Annotated in this window: 16 protein-coding genes and 1 pseudogene; 12 read left to right on the forward strand and 5 right to left on the reverse strand. The window is 68.2% G+C overall.

Annotated elements, in window-relative coordinates; translation table 11 throughout:
* The first annotated feature begins 86 nt into the window (after nt 1-86).
* The 3 genes from ACJ8AN_RS26370 (at nt 87) to ACJ8AN_RS26380 (ending at nt 5,991) form a co-directional block, all read left to right on the forward strand.
* Nucleotides 87-2,477 carry an ATP-binding protein gene (locus tag ACJ8AN_RS26370; RefSeq protein ID WP_407758232.1) on the forward strand — a complete coding sequence of 797 codons (2,391 nt, stop codon included), beginning with the start codon at nt 87-89 and terminating at the stop codon, nt 2,475-2,477.
* A complete protein-coding gene (locus ACJ8AN_RS26375; protein ID WP_407758233.1) occupies nt 2,474-4,156 on the forward strand; it encodes a DEAD/DEAH box helicase family protein in 1,683 nt (560 codons plus the stop codon). Before ACJ8AN_RS26370 ends, ACJ8AN_RS26375 begins: the two co-directional genes overlap by 4 nt.
* 632 nt (nt 4,157-4,788) lie before the next feature.
* On the forward strand, nt 4,789-5,991 hold the full coding sequence (locus tag ACJ8AN_RS26380) for a DNA cytosine methyltransferase (protein WP_407758234.1): 1,203 nt from the start codon (nt 4,789-4,791) through the stop codon (nt 5,989-5,991).
* A 168-nt stretch (nt 5,992-6,159) separates the two neighbouring features.
* Here the strand turns inward: ACJ8AN_RS26380 and ACJ8AN_RS26385 are convergent, their stop codons facing one another.
* From ACJ8AN_RS26385 to ACJ8AN_RS26395, 3 genes are all read right to left on the reverse strand, one after another.
* Entirely contained in the window at nt 6,160-6,582 is a 423-nt protein-coding gene (locus ACJ8AN_RS26385) for a very short patch repair endonuclease (protein ID WP_407758235.1), read from the reverse strand.
* A gap of 199 nt (nt 6,583-6,781) precedes the next feature.
* On the reverse strand, nt 6,782-8,053 hold the full coding sequence (locus tag ACJ8AN_RS26390) for a DEAD/DEAH box helicase (RefSeq protein WP_407758236.1): 1,272 nt from the start codon (nt 8,051-8,053) through the stop codon (nt 6,782-6,784).
* A gap of 55 nt (nt 8,054-8,108) precedes the next feature.
* On the reverse strand, nt 8,109-8,765 hold the full coding sequence (locus tag ACJ8AN_RS26395; RefSeq protein WP_407758237.1) for a hypothetical protein: 657 nt from the start codon (nt 8,763-8,765) through the stop codon (nt 8,109-8,111).
* 370 nt (nt 8,766-9,135) lie between these two features.
* On the opposite strand from ACJ8AN_RS26395, the gene ACJ8AN_RS26400 reads away from it, so the two are divergent.
* The 6 genes from ACJ8AN_RS26400 (at nt 9,136) to ACJ8AN_RS26425 (ending at nt 18,211) form a co-directional block, all read left to right on the forward strand.
* Entirely contained in the window at nt 9,136-9,759 is a 624-nt protein-coding gene (locus ACJ8AN_RS26400; RefSeq protein WP_407758238.1) for a TetR/AcrR family transcriptional regulator, read from the forward strand.
* A 4-nt stretch (nt 9,760-9,763) separates the two neighbouring features.
* Entirely contained in the window at nt 9,764-11,392 is a 1,629-nt protein-coding gene (locus ACJ8AN_RS26405; protein WP_407758239.1) for a DHA2 family efflux MFS transporter permease subunit, read from the forward strand.
* 5 nt (nt 11,393-11,397) lie between these two features.
* A complete protein-coding gene (locus tag ACJ8AN_RS26410; RefSeq protein WP_407758240.1) occupies nt 11,398-12,630 on the forward strand; it encodes an HlyD family secretion protein in 1,233 nt (410 codons plus the stop codon).
* Nucleotides 12,631-12,739: 109 nt separating this feature from the next.
* Nucleotides 12,740-14,800 carry a CHAT domain-containing protein gene (locus tag ACJ8AN_RS26415; protein WP_407758241.1) on the forward strand — a complete coding sequence of 687 codons (2,061 nt, stop codon included), beginning with the start codon at nt 12,740-12,742 and terminating at the stop codon, nt 14,798-14,800.
* Nucleotides 14,797-15,222 carry a hypothetical protein gene (locus ACJ8AN_RS26420; RefSeq protein ID WP_407758242.1) on the forward strand — a complete coding sequence of 142 codons (426 nt, stop codon included), beginning with the start codon at nt 14,797-14,799 and terminating at the stop codon, nt 15,220-15,222. The genes ACJ8AN_RS26415 and ACJ8AN_RS26420 overlap by 4 nt, the downstream gene beginning before the upstream one ends.
* Before the next feature lie 34 nt (nt 15,223-15,256).
* A complete protein-coding gene (locus tag ACJ8AN_RS26425) occupies nt 15,257-18,211 on the forward strand; it encodes a WD40 repeat domain-containing protein (protein ID WP_407758243.1) in 2,955 nt (984 codons plus the stop codon).
* Between the two features lie 19 nt (nt 18,212-18,230).
* Here the strand turns inward: ACJ8AN_RS26425 and ACJ8AN_RS26430 are convergent, their stop codons facing one another.
* Nucleotides 18,231-19,721 carry a hypothetical protein gene (locus ACJ8AN_RS26430; protein WP_407758244.1) on the reverse strand — a complete coding sequence of 497 codons (1,491 nt, stop codon included), beginning with the start codon at nt 19,719-19,721 and terminating at the stop codon, nt 18,231-18,233.
* 105 nt (nt 19,722-19,826) lie between these two features.
* Between ACJ8AN_RS26430 and ACJ8AN_RS26435 the strand changes: the two genes are divergently transcribed.
* Entirely contained in the window at nt 19,827-20,321 is a 495-nt protein-coding gene (locus ACJ8AN_RS26435) for a hypothetical protein (protein ID WP_407758245.1), read from the forward strand.
* 33 nt (nt 20,322-20,354) lie between these two features.
* Here the strand turns inward: ACJ8AN_RS26435 and ACJ8AN_RS26440 are convergent, their stop codons facing one another.
* Entirely contained in the window at nt 20,355-21,641 is a 1,287-nt protein-coding gene (locus ACJ8AN_RS26440) for a hypothetical protein (protein ID WP_407758246.1), read from the reverse strand.
* Between the two features lie 149 nt (nt 21,642-21,790).
* Here ACJ8AN_RS26440 and ACJ8AN_RS26445 point away from each other — a divergent pair.
* Both ACJ8AN_RS26445 and ACJ8AN_RS26450 read left to right on the forward strand, forming a co-directional pair.
* Nucleotides 21,791-21,886, forward strand: a pseudogene (locus ACJ8AN_RS26445) (hypothetical protein); the annotation flags it as partial.
* A gap of 333 nt (nt 21,887-22,219) precedes the next feature.
* Nucleotides 22,220-22,858, forward strand: a 639-nt coding sequence (locus ACJ8AN_RS26450; protein WP_407758247.1) for an SPFH domain-containing protein, incomplete at its 3' end; no start/stop codon positions are given.

Genomic DNA, 22,858 nt, shown 5'->3' on the forward strand with positions numbered 1-22,858 from the left:
GGAGCAGTGTCCCTAGCGGATTCAAGTACGGATCTGGCAGGGAGTCGTGCTACGGATCTGAGTCCGCCCACTCAGAGGGGAATCCCATGGCCTCGCCTGATAACCCATCGACCGCTCCCATGTTCGAAGCCGGCGACTTCAATCTCCAGCCGGATCCTCGCATCCTACCCATGCTGGGTGAGATCAACCTCGCTCAGTGGAAGTGCATCGCTGAGTTGGTGGACAACTCCATCGACGCTTTCCTCGACGCTCGGAGCGCTGGCAATGAGGTGGAGTCTCCGGAAGTCCTCGTCCAGATACCGATGAGAGACATGCAGAATGGCCAGGTAAGCGTCACGGACAATGGCCCCGGGATGACCCCAGAGTTGCTCGAACGAGCGGTCAGGGCGGGTTGGTCCGGAAACGAGCCCCTCGGCAAGCTCGGGATGTTCGGGATGGGGTTCAACATCGCCACAGCGCGCCTAGGCTCGGTCACGACGGTCTGGACAACGCGCGCGGGGGATCGGGAGTGGATCGGGCTCGTCATCGACTTCGAGCAACTCAGGAAGCAGCGGCACTTCCGCACGCCACGGCTCACCCGCCCGAAAAATGATCCCCGGCAGCACGGAACCGAGATCCTCATCCAGAACCTCAAGCTGGAACAGCGGCAGTGGTTCGCAAGGGCCGCTAACAGAACAAAGCTCACGGGTGAGTTGAGCAAGGCCTACTCCGCAATGCTCCGACCTGGCGGTGTGCCGATCCAGTTCCAGCTCTCGGTGAACGGGACTGCTGCCCCGGGGCGCCGCCATTGTGTGTGGGGTGGTCCGGGCAACCAACCCCGAGTGGTCCAGACGCCTAAGGGGCCGGTCGATGCTTTTCAGCACATCGATTTGGAGATGGAGCCTCGCCCTTTCTGCACGTCTTGCTGGCAGTGGCTCGCGAGCGACGAGAAGAGCTGCCCCGCGTGTGGAACCGACAAGAGCGTGACCCCACGGAGGCGCTCGATCCGAGGCTGGCTAGGCATCCAACGTTACCTGCATGAAAACGAGTTCGGCATCGACTTCTTGAGGCATGGTCGCAAGATTGAGAGCGCGAACAAGGAGTTGTTTGTCTGGCAGGGGCTGGACGGAGAGCTGAACGAAACAGAGTACCCCATCGACGATCCCCGAGGCCGCGGCCGCATCGTTGGCGAGATCCACCTCGACCATTGCCGCGTCCACTACACCAAGGACCGGTTTGACCGAAACGACCCCGCCTGGGAAGACATGCGGGGATTGCTCCGCGGTACCGGTCCGCTTCGCCCTGACAAGGCGTCAGACTTGGGATTGGCCGGAAACACGTCACCTCTCTACAAGCTATACCAAGTTTTCCGTCGTTCGAGCCCCAAGCCTAAGGTGGCAGGCGCGTACAAGAAGCTCTTAGTCGTTCCTGATAACGAAATGGCGAAGGAACTCGCCACGAAGTTTCACCAAGGGCTCCCCGGATTCGAGACGGACGACAAGTGGTGGGATCTGATTGAAGAGGCCGACCGTGCCGCCCTGATGGGAACATCTGGTGGGGCGCCGGTAAGGCCTCCGGCATCCGGCCCGTCCAGCGCGCCGACATTGCCGGGGTTTGGAACCCCGCCTTCCACGCCCAGTACTACCACGCCAGTAGTGGTGCCTACGCCTCAATACTCGGTTCTGCCGGTCGCGTCTCTCAGCAGGACGTATCAGAGCCAGGCGACAAGCCAAAAGTGGCCAATTCAGGCGTTCCAGGTCGATCAGCAACATCCAGCGCTGGCTGGTAAACGACCATGGGCACTTCAGGTCCTGCCGAACGGAAACCAAGAATTCTTCTTTGACATGAAGCACCCAGTCTTCGAGTCGGCCACGATGACGCCGCTCGATGCGCTGCTGGCGGAACTCGCATGGTCGGCAATGGATTTCCTGCGTAATCAGACGACTGAGTACTCGTTCGCGGAGATACTCGCCGATTTACGCCAGCGCTACTCGCGGGCAAGCGCGCTGGATTCAATGACGCTCGGGAACGAGGCGCGGCAGACGCTGGCCGCCATTGCCTCGACACTGCGGGAACATGTGAGCCCCACCGATGCTCCAGAGTTGTTCAAGGAACTACCGCTCGACGACCAGAAGTCAATCTTGACCAAGATGGCGACTCGCGCAGCAGGAAGCCCACAAGCACTCATAGGTGCTGCGAGGTTCCTTGAGTATGCGCCGCCGCACGTGATCGCAGACTTTTTCAGTAGGCACCCCGAGTTGTTCTTGGACGGTAACTGCTGGGACGACGAGTACGCGACGCTCAACTACGAGGACACCACGGCGACGCAGCTCGCTCGTACCCAGGTTGTTCGACGGTACGAGAGCCTTCTATCCGATGCGGTCTGGCTGGCTGAACAAGACCCGGCAGATCTCACTCAGGTACCCAGGCCGCGGCTGCTCCGCGCAATGTACGCGCTCGAGCTGCTGGACCCTGTTTCGGAGGAGGATGGCCGGTGAGCCCAGTTCTTTTCTTGAACGAGAAGCGGCTTTTGGACGGGCCATGGCAGGCGCTCGAGCGAGATGTCGCACGCCTCATGGTTGCCAACGGCTTTGACGATGTTCGCATCGTAGGGGGGAGTGGAGATCGGGGCGCTGACGTTGTTGGCGTCCTTAGCGGGCAGGTGTGGGTCTTCCAGTGCAAGCACACAACCACTCGTCCTCCTCCAGTCGCAGCTATCCGGGAGGTCATGGAAGCAGGCAAGGTCTACGGGGCGCATCGGCTCGTGGTCGCTACTTCACGGCCACCGGGCGAGGGGCTCTTGGCCGAGCGTAGACGTCTCGCGAAGCTAAACCTGAACGTGGAAATCGCCGATCCGCCCATTCTCTTGGGCATGATGTCGAATACACCGGAGTATTCCCCACATCGTCGCGAGCTTCGGCCGTATCAAGCGGACGTAGTAGAGCGATTCCATCGCTCGCTCGTTGATACCGGCAGGGGACAGGTTGTCCTGGCCACTGGGCTCGGGAAGACAGTCATCATGGCTCAGACTGTCGTCGATTTGCTTACTGACGGTGCCCTTCCAAATGGCCGGGTGCTGGTGCTGGCACACACCAGGAACTTGGTGGATCAGCTTGAGCACGCGTTTTGGTTCCAGTTACCTAAATGGGTTCCGACTCACCGGCTCATGGAAGGGGAGTTGCCATCATTCTGGGATGGGATCACCTTTGCGACCGTCCAGAGCGCGCTGGCGAAGGTGGACGAACTTCCCGACTTCGACCTGATCCTTGTGGACGAAGCGCATCACATCGGTGCTGCCATGTTTCGGCGAGTCATTGAGCAGCTCCGGTCACCAAAGCTCGGCGGTGCAACAGCCACCCCATGGCGAGGGGACGGCTACGACATCGACGAACTGCTGGGGCCCGCGCTCGTAAAGCTCGGAATCGCTGACGGCCTCCGTGAGGGATTTCTGGCAGACGTCGATTACAGGCTCCTCGCTGACAATCTGGACTGGAAAGTCGTCCAAGGTATGTCGCGCCACCGGTACTCGATTCGCGACCTTAACCGACATCTGATCATCCCGCTCCGGGATGAAGAAGCAGCACGGACCATTCGCCAAGTGTTTCATGAGGAGCGCCGCAGATCGGTCATCGTCTTCAGTCCAACCATCGTTCACGCTACGGCGTTCGCGGGGATGCTGCGCCACTTTGGCTTCCGCGCAGAGGCCATCTCTTCGGAAATGGATGCGAGAGAGCGCGACTTGGTTATGACTCGCTTCAGAGCCGGACAGCTTGATGCGGTCACAACGGTCGATCTCTTCAATGAGGGCGTCGATGTTCCGGATGTGGACATGCTGGTCTTTATGCGGGTCACCCACAGTCGGAGGATCTTCGTTCAGCAACTAGGCAGAGGGCTTCGGCTCAGCCCTGGAAAGAAAAAGGTGGTTGTTCTCGACGTGGTGACCGACTTGCGGCGAGTCGCGGAAGTACTTGATCTCGACAAGTCGGTTCGCGGCGAGGATGTCGAGAGACTGGGACTGGGCGGTCGGGTCGTTCAACTCCGCGACGCCTCGGCAGGCAGCTTCCTGAAGGAGTGGATGCTCGATCAGGCGTCGCTGTTCTTGCGCGAGGAGGATAGCGATCTTGAGCTTCCGGACTTCGACTTCCCACGCCCGGTTGCGCCAGGTGGAGTGCAGTGAGCATCCCTCGCGAAGTGCGCGCCGAAGTGCAGGATCGTGTCTGGCAGTCGGCCGACAAATTGGGCTGGTCCTACCTCCCGGCAGCCACAAGATCGCAGTGGTACGATGCCTGGACGGCCGATAAGGACATCGGCGGGCGCCTCCTGCGGTTCATGGACCCGGGTCAGGTCCGGCTTTATATCAAGGACGCGCTGATGAAGCGCTACGCGAGGGCTCGGCGTGCCCCCTCAACAGAAATTATGCGTCATCTCGGTCTAAGCGGACCTACGCCCGCACGCATATTTATCAAACCACACGGGTGCGTCTTGCCAGACGGGCGCGTAATCTGTTGGGGCCCGGCACGGACCTGGAAACAGGTCCTCATGTCGGTATACGAACGGGCCGCCTGGGAGCGGCGCGGGTGCGCCTACGCAGCGGTTCTCACCCAGGCGGACTTGGTGCCTGACCCAGCCGTCCGGTCGCTCATTGACGACGCAGCGCAACGTCTAGGGATTGGCCAAGTTGCATGGGTGTCAGGATGAGCAGATGCTGACTGAAGTGTTGATCATCTGGGAGCGCCAGATCGAGAACATCGCCAAACTTACGCGAACGCTGACCAAGGTGCTGAGGGCGAGGGCAAAGGAGGAGGGGCAATGAAAGCACTGGAGTTGTTCGTGGGAGCAGGAGGTCTTGCGCTTGGTGTGAGCCGCGCCGGCTTCAAGCACGAAGCCGTCGTCGAGTTGGACGCCGAGGCATGCGCAACGATCCGAGAGAATCAGCGGAGGCTGGTTGCGCATGTCCGCGACTGGCCACTCTATCAAGGGGATGTGAGGGAGCTTCGGTATTCGGGCATCCGTGGCGACCTCGACCTGCTCGCCGCGGGTGCGCCGTGTCAGCCGTTCTCGTTCGGTGGGAAGGGACTGGGTGACCTTGATCAGCGCAACATGTTTCCCGAGGTGCTCCGAGCTGTGCTGGAGCTTGAGCCACGGGCAGTGCTCATCGAAAATGTAAAGGGGCTCACGAGCAGCCGTTTCCGGCCGTACCTCGATTACATCATTCTCCGGATGACCTACCCGCACCTGAGCACACAAGATGGGGAGACTTGGGCTAGCCACCTGAAGCGCCTCCAAGAGATTCACTCAACCGGACTGGATGTCGCGAAATACAACGTGAAGTACTGCGTACTGAATGCCGCTGACTTCGGTGTTCCGCAATGGAGGGAGCGCGTGTTCATCGTCGGATTCCGCGCGGACCTAGGCATTTGGTGGGAATCTCCGCAGCCGACTCATTCCCTTGACGAGTTGCTCCGTGCGCAGTGGTTCGATGGATCGTACTGGGCAGATCACGACCTGCCGAAGCGCCATCACCTGAAGCTCGCGAAGAGGTATGCGAACCGGTTGCGCTATTTGCGTTTGCAAGGAGGTGTGGCGAAGAGTCGCCTTAAGAGGTGGAACACCATACGTGATGCGATAACCAATCTGCCGAAGATTCGGATCGGTTCGGTCGCGAAAGGAGTCGAAAACCACTTCTTGAACCCTGGAGCGCGCAAATACCAGAAGCATACGGGTAGCCGACTGGATGAGGCCGCGAAGACCCTGAAGGCGGGGAGCCACGGCGTTCCCGGAGGAGAAAACATGCTCCAACTCGATGATGGCCGTGTCCGATACTTCTCCGTCCGAGAGTGCGCGCGCCTACAAACCTTCCCCGACGAGTATGTCTTTTCCGGCGCTTGGACCCGCTGCATGAGACAGCTTGGGAACGCAGTGCCTGTTCGCCTTGGCGAGATTGTGGCTGAGACGATCAAAGAGCAACTTGAGGCTCTCCACATACGAAGTGACCGTTCATCGGTAGGATAGGGGTTGCAAACTGTAGTCGGAGCCACCGACTATAGCGCCTGCGTCAAACACCATGATCGTCTGGCGCATGTAGTGCCAGCACAATTGATTCTTGGGACATACGCCATGCCTTACGGACGGCAGTGGCCTGACTTCCCCGCTGCTATAGGTGGCCGCATGCTCCCTGGCTCAAGTGACGGAGCCCTCCAGGAAGAGGCGGAGATCCTGGCGTAGGGACTCCTCGTCTCGCAGTTGGCACTCCCAGACGACGTGCACGTCCCACCCTCGCTCCTTGAGTTCCCCCTCCTTGCGCAGGTCCCTGGCTCGATTGCCCTCGAGCTTCGGGAGCCAGAAGTCCAGCCTCGACTTCGGTAGGCGCGCAAGCGGGCAGGCCGGGTCCGGATGACGGTGCCAGAAACAGCCGTGCACGAAGATGGCCTTGCGGCGGCCGGGGAAGGCGAGATCCGGATGACCGGGAACCTTCTTGTAGTGCAGGCGGTAGCGGTACCCCATCGCGGAGACGAGGCGCCGAACGCGGAGCTCCGGGGTGGTGTCCTTGTTCCGGACCCGGGACATCCGTTCACTTCGCTCCGCGGGAGTCAGGGTATCCATGCGGAAATTCTCGCCGAGACAGGGGGACTGTTGACCAGGGAGGTGGAACCTCCAGGGTTATCTTTCAAGTAGTCCACCGGGTTCAAGCGTTCGATACCGTCCCGACGAGGAAGTCTCCAGTCCAGCTCTGGAGATAGACATCGCCTCCTCCATGAGCACGCGGGCAAGCGGGGTATGGACAGCAAGCCCGGCCAGGGTCCTACTTCGTCGGGCCCGAGCGCGGGCCCTTTCCGTGCGACCGCGCGTGCCGTCCCGGCGCCTGTTCTGGAGCCTTCTTCGAGACGCCGTGGTCCTTCTGCGGCGGGCCCGGGTCTCGCTGTGCCGCCTGGTGGCGTTCCCACTCGGCCTGGAAGACAGGGTCCTCGCGCGGCACCGTGGCCCGGGGAATCCCTCCCCGCATGAGCTTCTCCACCTGCGCGACCATCTGCCGGTCCTTCGACGTGGCGAACGTCGAGGCCACCCCGCTCGCCGAGGCCCTCGCCGTGCGCCCAATCCGGTGCACGTAGTCCTCCGGCGCGTGCGGCAGGTCGTAGTTGATGACGTGCCCCACGTCCTCCACGTCCAGCCCTCGCGCCGCGATGTCCGTCGCCACCAGGCACCGGTACTTCCCCTCGCGGAACGCCTTCATCGTCTGGTTGCGCTCGTGCTGCGTCCGGTCCGCGTGCAGCACCCCGCTCCGGTACCCCGCCTTCTCGAGCGCCCCGTGCACCTTGTCCGCCCGCTCCTTCGTCCTCGTGAAGACGAGCGCCGTCTCCTCGTCCCTCGCCAGCAGCGTGAGCAGCAGCGCCGACTTCTCCTCGGGCTTCACCACGTACAGCCGTTGCTCGGCGCGCTCGGCCGGCGTCCCGCTGCGCGTCACCTCCACCCGCACCGGCTTGTACAGCTCCTCGCGGGCGAAGCGGCTCACGTCCGGGCCCAGCGTCGCGGAGAACAGCAGCGTCTGCCTCCGCCGGGGCAGCGCCGCGAGAATCGCCTCGAGCTGCGGCTGGAAGCCCATGTCCAGCATCCGGTCCGCCTCGTCGAGCACCAGCGCCTCCAGCTGCGGGAACGACGCCACCCCCGACTCCAGCAGGTCCACCAGCCGCCCCGGCGTGGCGAGCACCAGCGAGGGCCGCTGCTTCAGCGCCTCGGCCTGGGCCGCCATGTCCTCGCCGCCGATCACCACCGCGTGCGAGACGCCGCGCGGCCCACCGAAGAACTCCACCGGCCCGGCGATCTGCTGCACCAGCTCGCGCGTGGGCGCCAGCACCAGCCCCAGTGTCCCCTTCCGGCCGGCGAAGCGCTCCACCAGGGGCAGCACGTATGCCGCCGTCTTCCCCGTCCCCGTGGCGGCGCAGCCGATGACGTCCTTGCCCGCGAGCGCCGGAGGTATGGCCTGGGCCTGGATGGGCGTGGGCTTGGAGAACCGCGCGCGGCGCACGGCCTCGAGGGACTCCGGGGACAGGCCGAGCTGGTCGAAGGTGTCGCTCACGGCACGGGGGTACCACGCCGCCGGGGAGAGGACCACCCGGCGCGCGCACGAGCTTTCAGAAGCGGCCAGCCAGCACCAGCTCCTGGCGCTCCGCGGACAGGACGACGGCCGGCCGCACCTCGAGTCCCCCGGCCTTCTTCCGGAGTCCGGAGGACACCTCGTACCCGAGGAAGGCGCCCACCACCGGCAGGGGGATGGCCACGCCCTTCAGCACGCTGGAGACCGGCTGGCGCGCGTGCTCCGACAGCGCCCACAGCCCCACCGCCCCGACCCCTCCCAGCGCATAGCCCCCGAGCGTCGCGAGCAGGCTCCCGCTACCCGCCATCAACTCGCCGCCCCACCAGACGCCCAGCGGGAAGCCGACGGCCAGGCCCGCGAGCGCGAAGGGAAGCACCGTCGCGCCGTCGTCGGGCTCGAGGAACTGGAGGCCGCTCCCCAGCATGAACACTCCCACTCCCACGAGCGCTCCCGCGAGACCCGTCCCCACTCCCGCCGCGCCCTCGACGAGCAGCCGTTGCCACAAGGGGTGCGTGACGGGCGACACCGGCACGACCTCCGGAAGGAGTCTCGGCGAGCCCACGGCCGGCTCCTGCACGAGCCTCAGCGCCCCCACGGTGAGCGCATCCCCGCGCCTCCCCTCCTCCGCCCGAGCCACGGCGGGCAGCAGGAACAGGAGCGCCAACAACCACCGCACGGCCACGCATGTCGACACGGCGAGCCTCCGCTCGGTGTGGTTCATCCGGGGCCTTAGCACACGTGTCGCGCGCCAGAGCCCGGCGACGCGCGCCACTTCGTGGAAGTCACCATTGTGACCCGGGGCCGGGAGGGGTTGGACTGCTCGGAAGACACCTCGCCGAGCCGGGATCCCGGCGGTGGTGGCCAGCGTGGGGTTGAGCGCCCTGGGCCTCTTCCTGCCCGGCGCGGCCATCACCCTGCTCACGGGGCGCCCCGGCTCCTCGGCGTCTCCCTGTCCGGTTGAGTGGCAAGCAGGACGCCGGGCCCTTCCCATCCCACACGGCCAGTGCCAGCCGAGCGGTCCAGTTGACGCGCGGACGGGAGAGAGTTAATTCATCGCTCAGAAAATGAATCGGGATTCAGCGAAACGCGCACCGGCACCGAGGCTCCGCGCCCGGCTCCGGGAAGCCACCGGGGACGCCATCCGGGCGGCGGCCGAGGCGGTCTTCAGCGAGCAGGGGTTCGGGGCTCGCATGGAGGACATCGCCGAGCGGGCGGGCGTGTCGGTGGGCACCCTCTACAACCACTTCGAGGATCGCAACGCGCTGCTGCTGGAGCTCATCCTCATGCGGCGCGAGGCGCTGCTGGTGCAGGTGGACGAGGTGCTGGCCGAGGTGGCGGGGCGCCCCGTGCGGGAGCAGCTCCGGACGCTGCTCCACAAGGTGTTCGGGCACTTCCACGAGCACGCGCGCTTCTTCGCCAACGTGATGCAGTCGGAGCTGGTACGCACCCAGGGCTACCCCCAGCGCCACGGCCTGCTGGCGGAGCTGGCCCGGCGGGTGGAGCCGCTCGTCCAGCGCGGGGTGGCCGCGGGCCAGCTGCGGCCCGAGGGCTCGGAATTCTACGCGTCGCTGCTGCTGGGCATGGTGCGCGGTCTGCTCATGCGGGTGGCGGAGACGCAGCGGAGCGAGGAGCTCCAGCGTGGGGCGGACGTGCTGCTCCAGGTCTTCATGCAAGGTATCGAGGTCTAACTCCATGTCATCCGTTGCAGTAGCGGCCCCGGCGGCGCCCAGTGCGCTCCGGGTACCGCCCAACAAATGGCTCGTCACCCTATCGGTGACGTTCGGCACCCTGATGGGGGCCATCGACGCGTCCATCGTCAACGTGGCGATGCCGCAGTTGCGCGCCTCGGTGGGCGCCACGGTGCAGGAAATCACCTGGACCACCACCGGCTTCGCGCTGGCCACGGTGATGGTGATGCCGCTCACCGCCTTCCTCGGCCGGCTCTTCGGCCAGAAGCGGGTGTACCTGGCGTGCCTGGGGCTCTTCATCATCGGCTCGTTCCTGTGCGGCCTGGCGTGGAACCTGCCCTCGCTGGTGCTCTTCCGCGCCATCCAGGGCTTCGGGGCCGGAGCGCTCCAACCCACCGAGCAGGCGATTCTGCGCCAGACGTTCCCGCCCAAGGAGCAGGGCATGGCCATGGCGCTCTTCTCCATGGCGGTGATGGTGGGGCCCGCCATCGGCCCCACGCTCGGCGGCTACATCGTCGACAACTTCCACTGGTCGTGGATCTTCTTCATCAACGTGCCGGTGGGAATCCTCGGCTTCTTCATGGTGATGCGCTTCGTGCACGAGCCGGAGGACCTGCTCGCCGCCAACCGGGCCGAGGGCGAGAAGCAGCGCAAGAACCTGGACTGGCAGGGCATCCTGCTGCTGTGCGTGGGCCTGGCGGCGCTGCAGTACCTCCTGGAGGAGGGGCAGAGCAACGACTGGTTCGAGTCCGCGGAGATCGTCCTCTGCACGCTGGTGTCCGGCATCTGCCTGGTGGCCTTCGTCATCCGCGAGCTCACGGCGGTGGCGCCGGTGGTCAACCTGCGCCTCTTCAAGGACGCCGTCTTCACCTCGGGCACGATGCTCAGCGCGCTGATGTTCTCCATCCTCATGGCCAGCATGTTCCTGCTGCCCCTGTTCATGCAGGAGCTGCTCGGCTTCACCGCCACGCAGTCCGGCCTGGCGCTGATGCCGCGCACGCTGCTGATGCTGGTGCTCATGCCCATCATCGGGCGCATCTACACCCGCTTCCCGCCCCAGGTCTTCATCACGGCCGGGCTGGCGTTCACGGGCCTGGGCGTCTTCCAGATGAGCCACTTCAACCTGAGCACCGGCACGCGCAACATCATGGCCGCCATCATGCTGCAGGGCCTGGGCTTCGCCTTGATGATGGTGCCGCTGTCCACCGTGGCGCTCTCGCGCATCCCCCGCCACCGGATGCCGGATGCCACGGGACTCAACTCGCTGATCCGCCAGATTGGCGGCTCCATCGGACTGGCCGTGTTCGCCAGCCTCCTGTCGCGCTACGGCACGCAGGGCAAGGCGGTGCTCGCCACGCACCTCACGGCCGAGCGCCCCGAGGTGATGGCCCGGCTGGCCCAGATTCGCGGCGGCTTCATGGCTCGCGGCATGGACTACGCGCACGCCCAGGAGACGGCGCTGCGCATGCTCTCCGGCCTCACCGCCCGCCAGGGCATGGTGCTGGCCTTCGACAAGCTCTTCGTACTGGCGGCACTGCTCTTCTTGGTGGTGATGCCGCTCGTGCTCTTCCTCAAGGCCCCGAAGCTCAAAGACGGGCCGAGTGAACCCGTTCATATCGACGTGGAGATTTGAAACCCATGGCCTCGACCGCACCCCAGATCGTTCAACCCCCCGAAGAGCAGGCCGCGTCGGCCGCTCAGCTCCAGAAGAAGGGCCGCCGTGGCTTCCTCGTCCTCGGCCTCATCGTGGGCGTCCTGCTGCTCGGCATCGGTGGCTACCTGGTGGCCACGCGTGGGCAGGTGTCCACGGATGACGCGCAGGTGGAGGCGGACGTGGTGCCCATCGCCGCGCGCGTGGGTGGGCCCGTGCTCCGCGTCGCCGTGGCGGACAACGCCTTCGTCCACAAGGGCGACGTGCTGGTGGAGATCGACTCGCGCGACTACGCCGCCCGCCTGAAGCAGGCGGAGGCGGAGCTCGAGTCGGCCCAGGCCCAGGCCCAGGCCGCCGACGCCCAGGCCACCGTGGCCGAGGCCGGCGCCAAGGGCGGCTTCTCCAGCGCCCGCGCCCAGGTGTCCACCAGCTCCGCGCAGGCCAGCAGCGCCGACGCCCAGGTGTCCGTGGCCAAGGCCGCGCTCGCCCGCGCCGAGGCGGATGCGCGCCGCACCGCGTTGGATCTCGAGCGCCAGAAGACGCTGGTGGAGGCCAAGGCCGTCTCCCAGAAGAGCTTCGATGACGCCCGGGCCGCCAACGAGGCCGCGCAGGCCAGCCTCGAGGGTGCGCGGGCGCAGCTCTCCGCCGCCGAGGAGGGCCGACACGTGGCCCAGAGCAAGGTGGCCGAGGCCCAGGGCAACCTGGACACGAGCGCCCCCATCGACGCGAAGATCGCCGCGGCCCGTGCCAACGCGGCGCTCGCCCACGCCCGGGTGAAGTCGTCCGAGGCGTCGCTGGAGCAGGCCCGCCTGCAGCTGGAGTACACGCACATCGTCGCGGCCTCGGACGGCCAGGTGTCCAAGCTGACCATCCACGAGGGCCAGCTGATCGCCCCCGGCCAGGCGGTGGCGGAGCTCGTCCCCCAGGACACGTACGTGGTGGCCAACTTCAAGGAGACGCAGGTGGGCGGGATGAAGCCGGGCCAGCGCGTCACGGTGAAGATCGACGCCTTCGAGGACGAGAAGCTCGAGGCCAGGGTGGAGAGCCTCTCGGGCGGCACCGGCGCGCGCTTCTCCCTGCTGCCGGCCGACAACGCCTCGGGCAACTTCGTGAAGGTGGTGCAGCGCGTCCCGGTGCGCATCACCTGGGTGAACCCGCCCAAGGATCTCCAGCTGCGCGCCGGCCTCTCCGCCGAGGTCACCGTGCACACGGGCGGCTGAGCCTCCCCGTCGCATGGCGCTCGCCCGTCAGAGCGCCTGCCTTCCCCACGCCCCGGTGCCCCCGCGCCGGGGCGTGTCCGTTCCACCCGCTCCGTCTGGGCTCCTCGCCATGAGCGGGGCCCCCTATGTTCTCTTCAGGGCGTCCACCAAGGAGGAGACCATTTCCGCCGGGAGCTGGCTGGAGATCGACGTCGAGCGGAATGGTGCCGAGCTGAGGGCGCGGGCCCTCGGCAGCCGCCACGAGCAGCCCGGAGTGCACCCGCTCGGACCCGGCCTCACGACGGACTCCCTGCTCGCACTCGCCGGACGGGTGAAGACAGCGGCCGAGAGAGGCAGGCGCCTTGACCCCGAGCTGGCGGGTCAGGTCCAGGCCCTCCACGGCGCCCTCTTCCAGGGAGACCTCCAGGGAGTGCTCGCGCGGCTGCGCGAGGCCGCCGCTGGAGGGCCCGTCCTGCTCCGGCTCATGCTCCAGGAAACAGGCCTCCAGGGCTTCCCCTGGGAGGCGCTCTGCGAGCCCGGACAGGACCTGGGGTTCCTCGGGAACTCGGCGAGCGTCCTGCCGGTGCGCGGCGTGCGCTCGCCCGAGCCCTGGCAGCCCCGCGAGGTGCGCGGTGCGGTGAGGCTGCTCGCCGTCGCGCCGCTGCACCCGCATGCCCTCTCGCGGTTACAGGGGACGCTCCACGAGAGCCTCGCTTCGGGGGAGATCGAATGGCTCGAGCCCCTCACCGGACCCCGCGCCCGGAGAGCCGCCCTGTTCGAGCGCCTCAGGCGCCAGCCCGAACCCCATATCCTCCACTTCACCGGCCACGCGGGCCTGCACGAGGGGTTGCCCGTCCTCCGGCTGGCGGACGAGGAGGGCGAGGAGGGCTGGCTGCCGGTGGAGTTGCTGGCGCAGCAGCTCCACCGGGCCTGGGGCAAGGGGCCCCTGCGGCTCATCGTCCTGGAGGCCTGTGAGGGAGCGAGCCCTGGCACCCAGGCGAGCGCGGCGGAGCTGCTGGCGCGCACCGCGGCGGATGCCGTCGTCGCCTACCTCTGGCCGGTGAGGGTGGACGTGACCTCGCGGTGCTCGCGCGCCTTCTACCGCGCGCTCACCCATGCGGCCCAGCAGGAGGGAGACGTGGCGCTCAGCCTCAACGAGGCCCGGCGCAGCGTGCTGGCGGAGCTGGAGGGCAGTGCCGAGGCGTTCTCGCCGGTGCTCTACCTGCGCGGGCGGGATCCGGTGCTCTTCGATTTCAAGGCGCGCCGGGTCCTGCCCCCACCGCCCGCGGCCACCCGCACGGACACGTCCCCCCCGGCTCCGGCCCTGGCGCGGCTGCTGGAGCTGCCCTTCACGCTGCTGCTGGGAGACCGCTGGGAAGAGGAGGAGCCCACCCTGCGCGACCTGCGCGAGCGTCTCCAGGGCGAGCTCACCCAGAAGACGGGCGCCGTGACCCCGGAGCTCCCCCTCACCACCCTGACGCAGCTCTTCGCGCTGCGCATCGGGCAGGAGGAACTGGACTACGAATTCCAGGACGTGTTCGGCCAGACGGACTTCACGCCTCCCCTGGTGCGTCTGCTGGCGCGGCGGCTCGGGCCCGGGGTTCACATCACGCTCCTGCGGTTGCCCCTGCTGGAGCAGGCGCTCGCCGAGCAACATCCGGAGCTCACGCTCCACGTCATCCAGCCCTCCACGCGCTCGGACAGGCACGCGGTGATGATGCGGCGCCAGGCGGGCGGACGCCGCTGGGAGCGTCTGCGCGAGGCCCCGGCCTCCCTGGACACCGAGCGGGACGTGGTGGTGCTCCGGCTGTGCTCCGGCTATCTGCCAGCCCACCACTTCAGCCGGCCCCTGCTCACCGAGGATGACTACCTGCTGGGCCTTCGCAACCTCTCGAGCCTGCTGCCTCTCGAGCTCGCGGATCCCATCCAGAGCGTCCTGAGCCTGCGCCCGCTCCTGTTCGTCGGGTTGTCCCAACTGACCTGGTGCCACCGGATGCTGCTCTACCAGCTCTTCGGCCGGCGCGCGTTGATGCGCGGCAGCGTGGCCGTCCTCCACCCCCGCACCCACGAGCAGGAGGTGTGGGAAGAGGGCCGGGGGCTGCCGGGAAGCACGGGGGTGAGGGCGCTGGAGGCGACGGATGAGGAGCTGATGGCATGGCTCGAGGCGCTGGCGGCCGGGAGGAAGGAATGAGCGATTCCTCCAATCCCTTCCTGGGAGCCCAGCCCTACCGCGAGAGCGAACGGGACCGTTTCTTCGGCCGGGAAGAGGCCACGCGCAAGCTGGTGCAAGGCATCCTCGCCTGGCCCAGCCTGCTGCTCTACGGCCCCTCGGGAGCGGGCAAGTCCTCGTTGATGCAGGCCGGGGTGATGCCCCTGCTCGAGGAGAAGCACGGCTTCCGCGTGGTGCGCATCGGGACCTGGCTGACCGAGCGCGCGCCCCTCGAGTCGCTCGTCCAGGCGATGTTCACGGACCTGAGCCTCGGCCCGGTGCCCGCGGGCCTGGGCCCCCACGAGGCCCTCGACGAAGGGGTGCGTCAGGCGGAGCGGCGTTCCGCAAGGCCGGTGCTGCTTCTACCTGGATCAAATCGAGCAGCTCTTCCTGCCGGGGCGTGACCCGGAGCAGACGGACACACTGCTCGAGGGACTGGTGCGGCTGGTGCGCAATCCCTTCCGGGGATTACAGCTCGCCCTGCTGCTGCGCGAGGACTACCTGGGGCGGCTGCGGGCGCGGTTGCGCGGCTCGCGCGAGCTGCTGGAGCAGGGCTTGCGGCTCGGCCCGCTCACGGTGAAGGAAATGGTGGACGTGGCGCGCAGGTTGGCGGCCTCCGGCGTTCCCCCCCAGCATTGGCCCGAGCAGGAGCTGGGGGAGTTGATGCTGCAGGTCCGGCTGCCCGGGCAGGAGGCCACGGACGAGGCGGAGGTGCAGGCCGCCTTCGCGCAGATCGTCTGCCGCGCGCTCTGGGAAGAGCGTGCCGCCGGGAGAAGGGTGGACGAGCGGGTGGAGGCCGAGCCCATCCTGCACCGCTACCTGGAGGCCACGCTGGAAGGGCTGGGGCCCCTGGCGGCGGATGCGCGGCGGCTGCTGGAGGAGCACCTGGTGGCCAGCGATGGCAGCCGGACGCTGCTGACGGAGAATCAGGCTCGCGCCGTGCTCCCACCGGGGCAGGCGGACCGGGTGTTGACCACCCTGGAGGGAACCTCGGTGCTGCTGGCCGGGGAGCACCACGGCAGCCGGTGCTTCGAGCTGGGCCATGACTGGCTGGCGAAGAAGGTCTTCGAGCTCCGGCGGGAGCGGTTGCGGCACGAGGAGGCCCAGCGTCAGCTCGCCCGCTGGCGCAGGTTGCGGCTCATCGCCGGGGTGGCCCTGGCGGTGGCGGTGGCGATGGGAGGACTGTTCGTGTGGGCGCTGGCGCAGGCGGAGCGGGCCCGCAGCCAATCCTTGATGTCGGGAGCGCGGGAGCTGCTGGAGCGCGGCCAGTCGGCGATGGCCATGAAGCTGCTGCTCGAGGTCCACCGGCCGGAGCGGATTCGAGGGTGGAAGACACTCGCGTACGGCACCCTGGCGCGGAGCGCTCCGGAGGTGACGTTCCGCGCCCCGGGAGCGGTCTACGCGGCCCGCTTCAGCCCGGATGGCCAGCACGTCGTCACCGCCAGCGAGGATGGGACGGCCCAGGTGTGGCGGACGGATGGGACGGGCCCCTCGGTGGAGTTGAAGGGACACCAGGGGCTGCTCACCTCCGCGGCCTTCAGCCCGGATGGCCAGTCCGTCGTCACCGCTTCCTGGGATGGAACCGCGCGGGTGTGGCGGGCCGACGGCACGGGCGAGCCCGTGGAGTTGAAGGGGCACACCGGGCCGGTCGTGTCCGCCGCCTTCAGCCCGGAGGGCCACTCCGTCGTCACCGCGTCCTTCGATGGAACGGCGCGCGTGTGGCGGGCCGATGGGACGGGCGAGCCCGTGGTGCTCCGGGGGCACGCGGCCCAGGTGCAGTCCGCGGCCTTCAGCCCGGATGGCCAGTCCGTCGTCACCGCCAGCTCGGACGGGACGGCACGCGTGTGGCGGGCGGATGGCACGGGCCAGCCCGTGGTGCTCCGGGGACACACGGGAGCGGTCATGTCCGCCACCTTCAGCCCGGAGGGCCGGTTCATCGTCACCGCCAGCGCGGACGAGACGGCACGCGTGTGGCGGGCGGATGGCACGGGCCAGCCCGTGGTGTTGAGGGGACACACCGAGCCACTCGTGTCCGCCGCCTTCAGCCCGGATGGACAGTCCGTCGCCACCGCTTCCTGGGACGGCACGGCGCGCGTGTGGCGAGCCGATGGGACGGGCGAGCCCCGGGTACTCCGGGGACACACGGCGCAGGTGCAGTCCGCCACCTTCAGCCCGGATGGAGAGTCCGTCGTCACCGCCTCCTGGGACGGCACGGCGCGCATCTGGCGGGCACACGGGCCGGGCCAGCCCCTGGAGCTGCAGGGTCACAAGGGCCTGCTCATGTCCGCCACCTTCAGCCCGGATGGCCGGCGCGTCGTCACCGCCTCCTGGGACGGTACGGCGCGCGTCTGGCGGGCCGAGGGCTCGCCGGAGCCCGTGGTACTCCGGGGACACGCGGGGCCGGTCACGTCCGCGGCCTTCAGCCCGGATGGCCAGCGTCTCGTCACCGCCTCCTGGGACGGCACGGCGCGCGTGTGGCGGGCCGATGGGACGGGCGAGCCCGTGGTGCTCCAGGGACACATGGCGCAGGTGCAGTCCGCCGCCTTCAGCCCGGATGGCCAGTCCGTCGTCACCGCTTCCTGGGACGGCACGGCGCGCGTCTGGCGGGCCGATGGAACGGGCCGGCCCGTGGTGCTCCAGGGACACGCGGGTGTGGTGACGTCCGCCGCCTTCAGCCCGGATGGCCAATCCATCGTCACCGCCAGCACCGACGGCACGGCGCGCGTCTGGCGGGCCGATGGGACGGGCGAGCCCCTCGTGCTGCGGGGGCACACGGCACAGGTGCAGTCCGCCGCCTTCAGCCCGGATGGGCAGTCCATCGTCACCGCTTCCTGGGACGGCACGGCGCGCGTGTGGCGGGCCCATGGAACGGGCCAGCCCGTGGTGCTCCGGGGACACGCGGGCGTGGTGACATCCGCCGCCTTCAGCCCGGATGGCCAATCCATCGTCACCGCGGGAGATGACGGCACGGCACGCGTGTGGCGAGCCGATGGGACGGGCGAGCCCCTCGTGCTGCGGGGGCACATCGGGCCCATCCGGTCCGCCGCCTTCAGCCCGGAGGGCCAACACCTCGTCACCGCGGGAGATGACGGCACGGCGCGCGTGTGGCGGGCGGATGGAACGGGAGAGCCCCTCGTGCTGCAAGGGCATACCGGGCCCATCCAATCCGCCGCCTTCAGCCCGGAGGGCCAGTCCGTCGTCACCGCCGGCAATGACGGGACGGCGAGGAACTGGCCCCTGCTCTCCATCCCCGAGCTCCAGCGGCACCTGCGTGAAGACAACAAGGACTGCCTGACGCCGGACCTGCGCGAAACCTATCTCTACGAGAGAGCAGCGCGGGCGCGCGGACGTTACGCGGATTGCGAGCGCTCCCATGGCCGTGATTCCAGCTGAACACCTGGGAAGCGCGCCCTCACCGCGCGGCTCGCCGGAGGGAAAGCCTTACCGCCGGATCTCCCAGCAGGAGGTAGCCTCGCAAGTCATTGCGGAGCATCCAGAGGTAGCCGACCCGCCTGGGCTCGGTGGGGTCCGGCCGCCCCTCCTCGATCGCTTCCCGCTGCTCCTGGTAGGCGGACATCAAGCTCTCATTCACATCCCGGAACGAGCGCATCAGCGCATCGAGCGCGACCCCCACGCGGCTGCCCCGGGCCAGGACCTCGAGCGCCGCGAGAATGCGCGAAGCACGGCTCTCGGTGAGGTCCTCCGGATTGGCGAAGCCGAAATTCCAGGCCAGATCGCTATGCCCCAGGAAGGCCAGGGGACCGCGCGGATTGGCCAACAGCGCCTGGGGAAGCGCGGCGAGGAAGGGAGGCTCTCCGGGCCGGGGCAGGCTCTCGAGCACGGCCTCGGGGCGGCCAGGGAAGAGCTGCTGCCGCGCGAGCATGGACAGCCAGGCGTGGAAGGCGCTCTTGCGCGGAGTGGCCGCTCCGAAACACGCCACGCAAAACCATACACCCCCCGAGAGGAACGGCGGATGCCGGACGCTGTCCGCGGTGAGCTCCACCCCGGGCGCCAGGCAGAGCGCGCCCTGCCTCGCCCGCTGCTGCCCGGCGGAGGCCCATCCTTCCCTCGGCGCACCCAGCCCGTGCGACACCGAGAGCAACACCCCCGGGCGCACCGCGCCGGCCACGCGCGGCAACGCCTCCGGCTCCGGCTGCTCGTCGGAGATGACCTGGAGACGGCTCGCCAGATGTCTGGGAATCCATCGCGACTCCACCACCTTCCGGCAGGGCTCCATCAGCAGCGCGTGGCCCCGGCCGGTGGCCCGCGAGCCATCGCTGGCCGTGTAGAGCAGCACCTCGGGGGCCTCGGCCTCTGCAGGGGAATGCTCGTGGGCCAGCACCTTCTCCACGTAGGCGGCATGGCTGGCGAGCTCCGGGGTCCCCTCCGGCGTCGCGAAGTGCAACCGCCCCACGAAGGCCCCCTGAGCCAGCACGTGCTGAAGCTCGAGCGACACCTGCTCCGGCCCCCCGAGCACCAACAGGTACCTCGGCCGCTCCTCCTGGGGAACGCTCTCGCCGCGGTACACCCGCTCCCGCCATTCCACCGCCTGGGCCGCCTCCAAATCAGGGGGCACCCGGTAGACCTTCACCTCGGCGTCCTGCTGCCGCGCCCGGTGCTCCACCAGCGGGGCAATGGCTCGCAGCAGTGCATCCCCCTCGCTCCCCTCGGGGGCAATCACTCCCCAACGCTGCTCGGGCAAGGCATTCGGGTCCGCATCGGGTCTCTCGAGCAGGGGCACCTCCGCCCGGCGTGGCAACCGCTCGGGCCGGGGGGCGCCCTGGACGGACTCCGGCGCGAGCCCGGCGGGCAGGACGGGTTGATGATCATCGGCCCTGGCGAGCAGCAGCTCGAGGGTCTCCCGGGGTGGCTCCCGCGGGGGTGTACGTCGCGGCGAGCCCATGACCCTCCACCTCCTTGGACTCCCCTTCCCGTTCGGGGTTCGTCACCTCAATGTATGGCTGAGCTCCCGCGACGGCCCGGGGACGAGCGGAAGGAGTCGACCGTGATGGATCAAGACCAGGCGCGGATTATTTCGGAGCTGTCACGAGATCTCATCAGCCAGATGGCTCCTGGGGAGTTGCCACGGTTCGAGGCCACCAGCGCGGCCTATTTCGAGGATCCAGACAAGGTGCTACGGGCGAGCTCGCCCCAGGACGAGATCCTCGACTTCAGCATGGGCGAGCCCCTGGCCCAGCTGACTCCCGCCATCCTGGCTGTCGTCACCCAGGTCGTCACGTTCCTCGCGGCCGAGGTCCACAAGCAGCTCAAGACGGAGAGCTCGGGCTTCGTGGGAGAGCTCGTGAAGGGGATGTTCAAGAAGTTCAAGGAGCGCATGGGCGGCAAAGCCCCGCCCAAGGCCCCCACGCTGACACCCGAGCTGCTCACCCGCGTGCGCGAGACGACGCTGCAGAATGCCTCCAGGCTCCATCTGCCGCGCGAGCAGGCGAAGGTGCTGGCCGATGCGCTGGTGGGCAGCCTGGCCCTCGCGCCCACCGGGTGAGGACACCTGCTCCGGGCCCACGGCCCCGCGAGCTCATCGCGCCAGGCCTGGCAGCGAATAGATGAGATTCGCGGCGAAGGCCGTCTGCCCGGTGTACTTGCCCGCGACGGACCAGGTCATGCCTCCAGCCACGGCCAGTCCCGTCCGCCCGATGGGAAGGCTGAGACCCAACTGGGCCTGAAGGTAGTCCCCGGCCCAGCTCGGGACACTGAGGGGTTGCAGCGGCGTTTCCTGGCCGAGGTGGCCTCTCAATCCGATGCTCGAATGCAGCCTCGGCATGCCGTGGAGGAGCCGCGCCTTCACGCCCAGCGCGACGGCCAGGGTCCCGCCCAGGGCGCCCTCCCCGCCCCGGAGCAGATAATCCGGGCCGAGCGAGGCCATGAGGTCGGCGCGCCACGGAGAGCGGACATTCCCGATGAGGCCGTACTCCCCCGAGCCCAGGAGCGCCGCGCGAAAGGGCGCGGAACTGGAGCGGGTCGCCGGAACGTCGAGCTGCACATTGAACCCGCCATGCGAGGTGTCGACCGTGTTCTCGAAGTCGTCCAGGGCCTGCTGGAACCGGGAGCTCGCGGCCGCCGAGGCCCGCAGCCGGGCGGGAAGCTCGGGGGAGCAGGCGGCGGAGATTCCCTCGAGCGAGCTGTCTGGAGCGAAGAGGGCCTCGAGACACTGGGTCCGCTGCTCGGGGGCGAGCGCCTCGAGGGCGCGTCTCAAGTCCTCGCGGAAGCCGCTCCCCGAGGCGAGCTCCTGACGCTGGGCCTGGAGGGCCACGGCGGACAGGGAATCGAACGCGCGGCGGGCCACCGCGGCGCCGACGAAGTCGATGTTGGACCGCAAGCCGAAGAATCCCGCCGGGTTCGTGCTCAGCAGGGGCGCGGGCACCGAAATGCTGACATCGAAGAGCCGCGACAGGTGTGCATAGGAGCGCGTGTCCTTGCTCGAGATGGCGGGCGGGTTGGCCGAGAAGGTGAGCAGACAGGAGCGGCCGTAATAGCTGGACACGACGCCCACGGAGGCCCCCACGAGCCCCACCGGCTGGACGGAGACCGGGGCATCGATCTGGCCGGGCGTGCCGCCCACGCCCACGCCCAGCATGGGCTGGACCGCCTCGCGAGGGATGACCTCGACGGCCTCGTCCTCCCGGACGAGCTGCCCGAGGCGCGATTCATCCACCGCGAAGGCGCTGACCAGGAGCGAACAGGCCTCCTGCTCCGTCGATGGACAGCTCGCGCCCGCGGGACACTTGGGGTGGAGGGCCTGGTAGCGCTCCAGACACGGCCCTGGCGCCTGGGCGAGGACGAATGCCAAGAGAGAAACAAACATGAATGAACACCCTCCCACCTGAAGCTTTCCCTGAGAACATGGGAAAGCCAGCTACCCGGGAGAGCAGGGTGTTCGTCCATTGGTGGCGAGACGTGACGGGCCGCATCCAGCGCGGGGTGCTCACGGCGGGCATGGCGGTGGGCTTCCGCCTGCTCCACCCCATCGGCGTGGAGCCGGGCATGCGCTTCGCCATCCGCGAGGGTGGGAAGACGATTGGCGCCGGCGTCGTCACCGCGGTGCGGTAGGGCCGGCGTGACGTGAGGGGCGCCGCTTCCGGAAGACGGGGCGGCGCCCTTTTTCGTGCGCGTGTCAGGGCGCGGGGCCCGGTGCGTCCCTGCGGCTTGGGAGTCCTCTCCAGCACCCGCGGACCTCCGTCCGGGGGTGTTCTGGGCTCGGGGTCTCCCTTCCTGGCAGCCCGGAAGGGCCGAGGTTCAACTCCTCAACGGAGGCCCCGGGAGCCAGCGCCTTCGGGCGCACCGTGCGGAGCGGCCATGCGGGTGAAGAGCCCCCGCCGCGCCGCCGGGGCTCCCGGGGCCGACGTCTCGCCTTTCGCCGAACGAGGTGCTTCGCCCATGGACATGTCCGCGCTCCGATTCTTCCCGCTGCTGGTGGTGGCGCTCGCCCTCGGCTGGGTCGCCTACAAGGTGCTCATCCTGAAGGTCATCGTCCCCGAGGGCTTCACCGCCCTGCTCTACCGGCAGGGGCGTTTCGTGCGCGTGCTGAAGCCCGGGGCGCACCGGGTGCCGCGACAGAACCACACCCCTCAGCTGGTGGACATGCGCCAGCGCTCGCTCACCGTGCCCGGCCAGGACGTGCTCAGCCAGGAGCAGGTGGGCCTCAAGGTGAGCATCGCCGTGCGCTTCGCCGTGGCCGAGCCCGAGCCCGCCCTGCACCGCGTGCAGGACTACACGCAGGCGCTCTACCTGAGCGTGCAGCTCGCGCTGCGCGAGGAGGTGGCCCGTCATCCGCTGGAGGAGCTGGTGGCGGGGCGGCTCGACCTGGGCCAGCGCATGCGCGAGCGCGTGGCGGGCGAGGTGCGCGCCTTCGGGCTCTCGGTGGAGTCCGTGGAGGTGAAGGACGTGATGTTGCCGGCGGACCTGCGCCGCGCCTTCGCCGAGTCGCTCAAGGCGAAGAAGGAGGCCCAGGCCATGCTGGAGAAGGCGCGCGGCGAGTCGGCCGCCCTGCGCAACCTGGCCAACGCGGCCCGCATGGTGGAG

It is taken from the genome of Archangium sp., assembly GCF_045802675.1.
Taxonomy (GTDB): Bacteria; Myxococcota; Myxococcia; order Myxococcales; family Myxococcaceae; genus Archangium.

Excerpts from the sequence above, each read along its gene's own strand:
- ACJ8AN_RS26370 (WP_407758232.1), top strand. The coding sequence starts at position 87 with ATGGCCTCGCCTGATAACCCATCGACCGCTCCCATGTTCGAAGCCGGC.
- ACJ8AN_RS26380 (WP_407758234.1), top strand. The coding sequence starts at position 4,789 with ATGAAAGCACTGGAGTTGTTCGTGGGAGCAGGAGGTCTTGCGCTTGGT.
- ACJ8AN_RS26385 (WP_407758235.1), bottom strand. The coding sequence starts at position 6,582 with ATGGATACCCTGACTCCCGCGGAGCGAAGTGAACGGATGTCCCGGGTC.
- ACJ8AN_RS26400 (WP_407758238.1), top strand. The coding sequence starts at position 9,136 with ATGAATCGGGATTCAGCGAAACGCGCACCGGCACCGAGGCTCCGCGCC.
- ACJ8AN_RS26405 (WP_407758239.1), top strand. The coding sequence starts at position 9,764 with ATGTCATCCGTTGCAGTAGCGGCCCCGGCGGCGCCCAGTGCGCTCCGG.
- ACJ8AN_RS26410 (WP_407758240.1), top strand. The coding sequence starts at position 11,398 with ATGGCCTCGACCGCACCCCAGATCGTTCAACCCCCCGAAGAGCAGGCC.
- ACJ8AN_RS26415 (WP_407758241.1), top strand. The coding sequence starts at position 12,740 with ATGAGCGGGGCCCCCTATGTTCTCTTCAGGGCGTCCACCAAGGAGGAG.
- ACJ8AN_RS26420 (WP_407758242.1), top strand. The coding sequence starts at position 14,797 with ATGAGCGATTCCTCCAATCCCTTCCTGGGAGCCCAGCCCTACCGCGAG.
- ACJ8AN_RS26430 (WP_407758244.1), bottom strand. The coding sequence starts at position 19,721 with ATGGGCTCGCCGCGACGTACACCCCCGCGGGAGCCACCCCGGGAGACC.
- ACJ8AN_RS26435 (WP_407758245.1), top strand. The coding sequence starts at position 19,827 with ATGGATCAAGACCAGGCGCGGATTATTTCGGAGCTGTCACGAGATCTC.
- ACJ8AN_RS26440 (WP_407758246.1), bottom strand. The coding sequence starts at position 21,641 with ATGTTTGTTTCTCTCTTGGCATTCGTCCTCGCCCAGGCGCCAGGGCCG.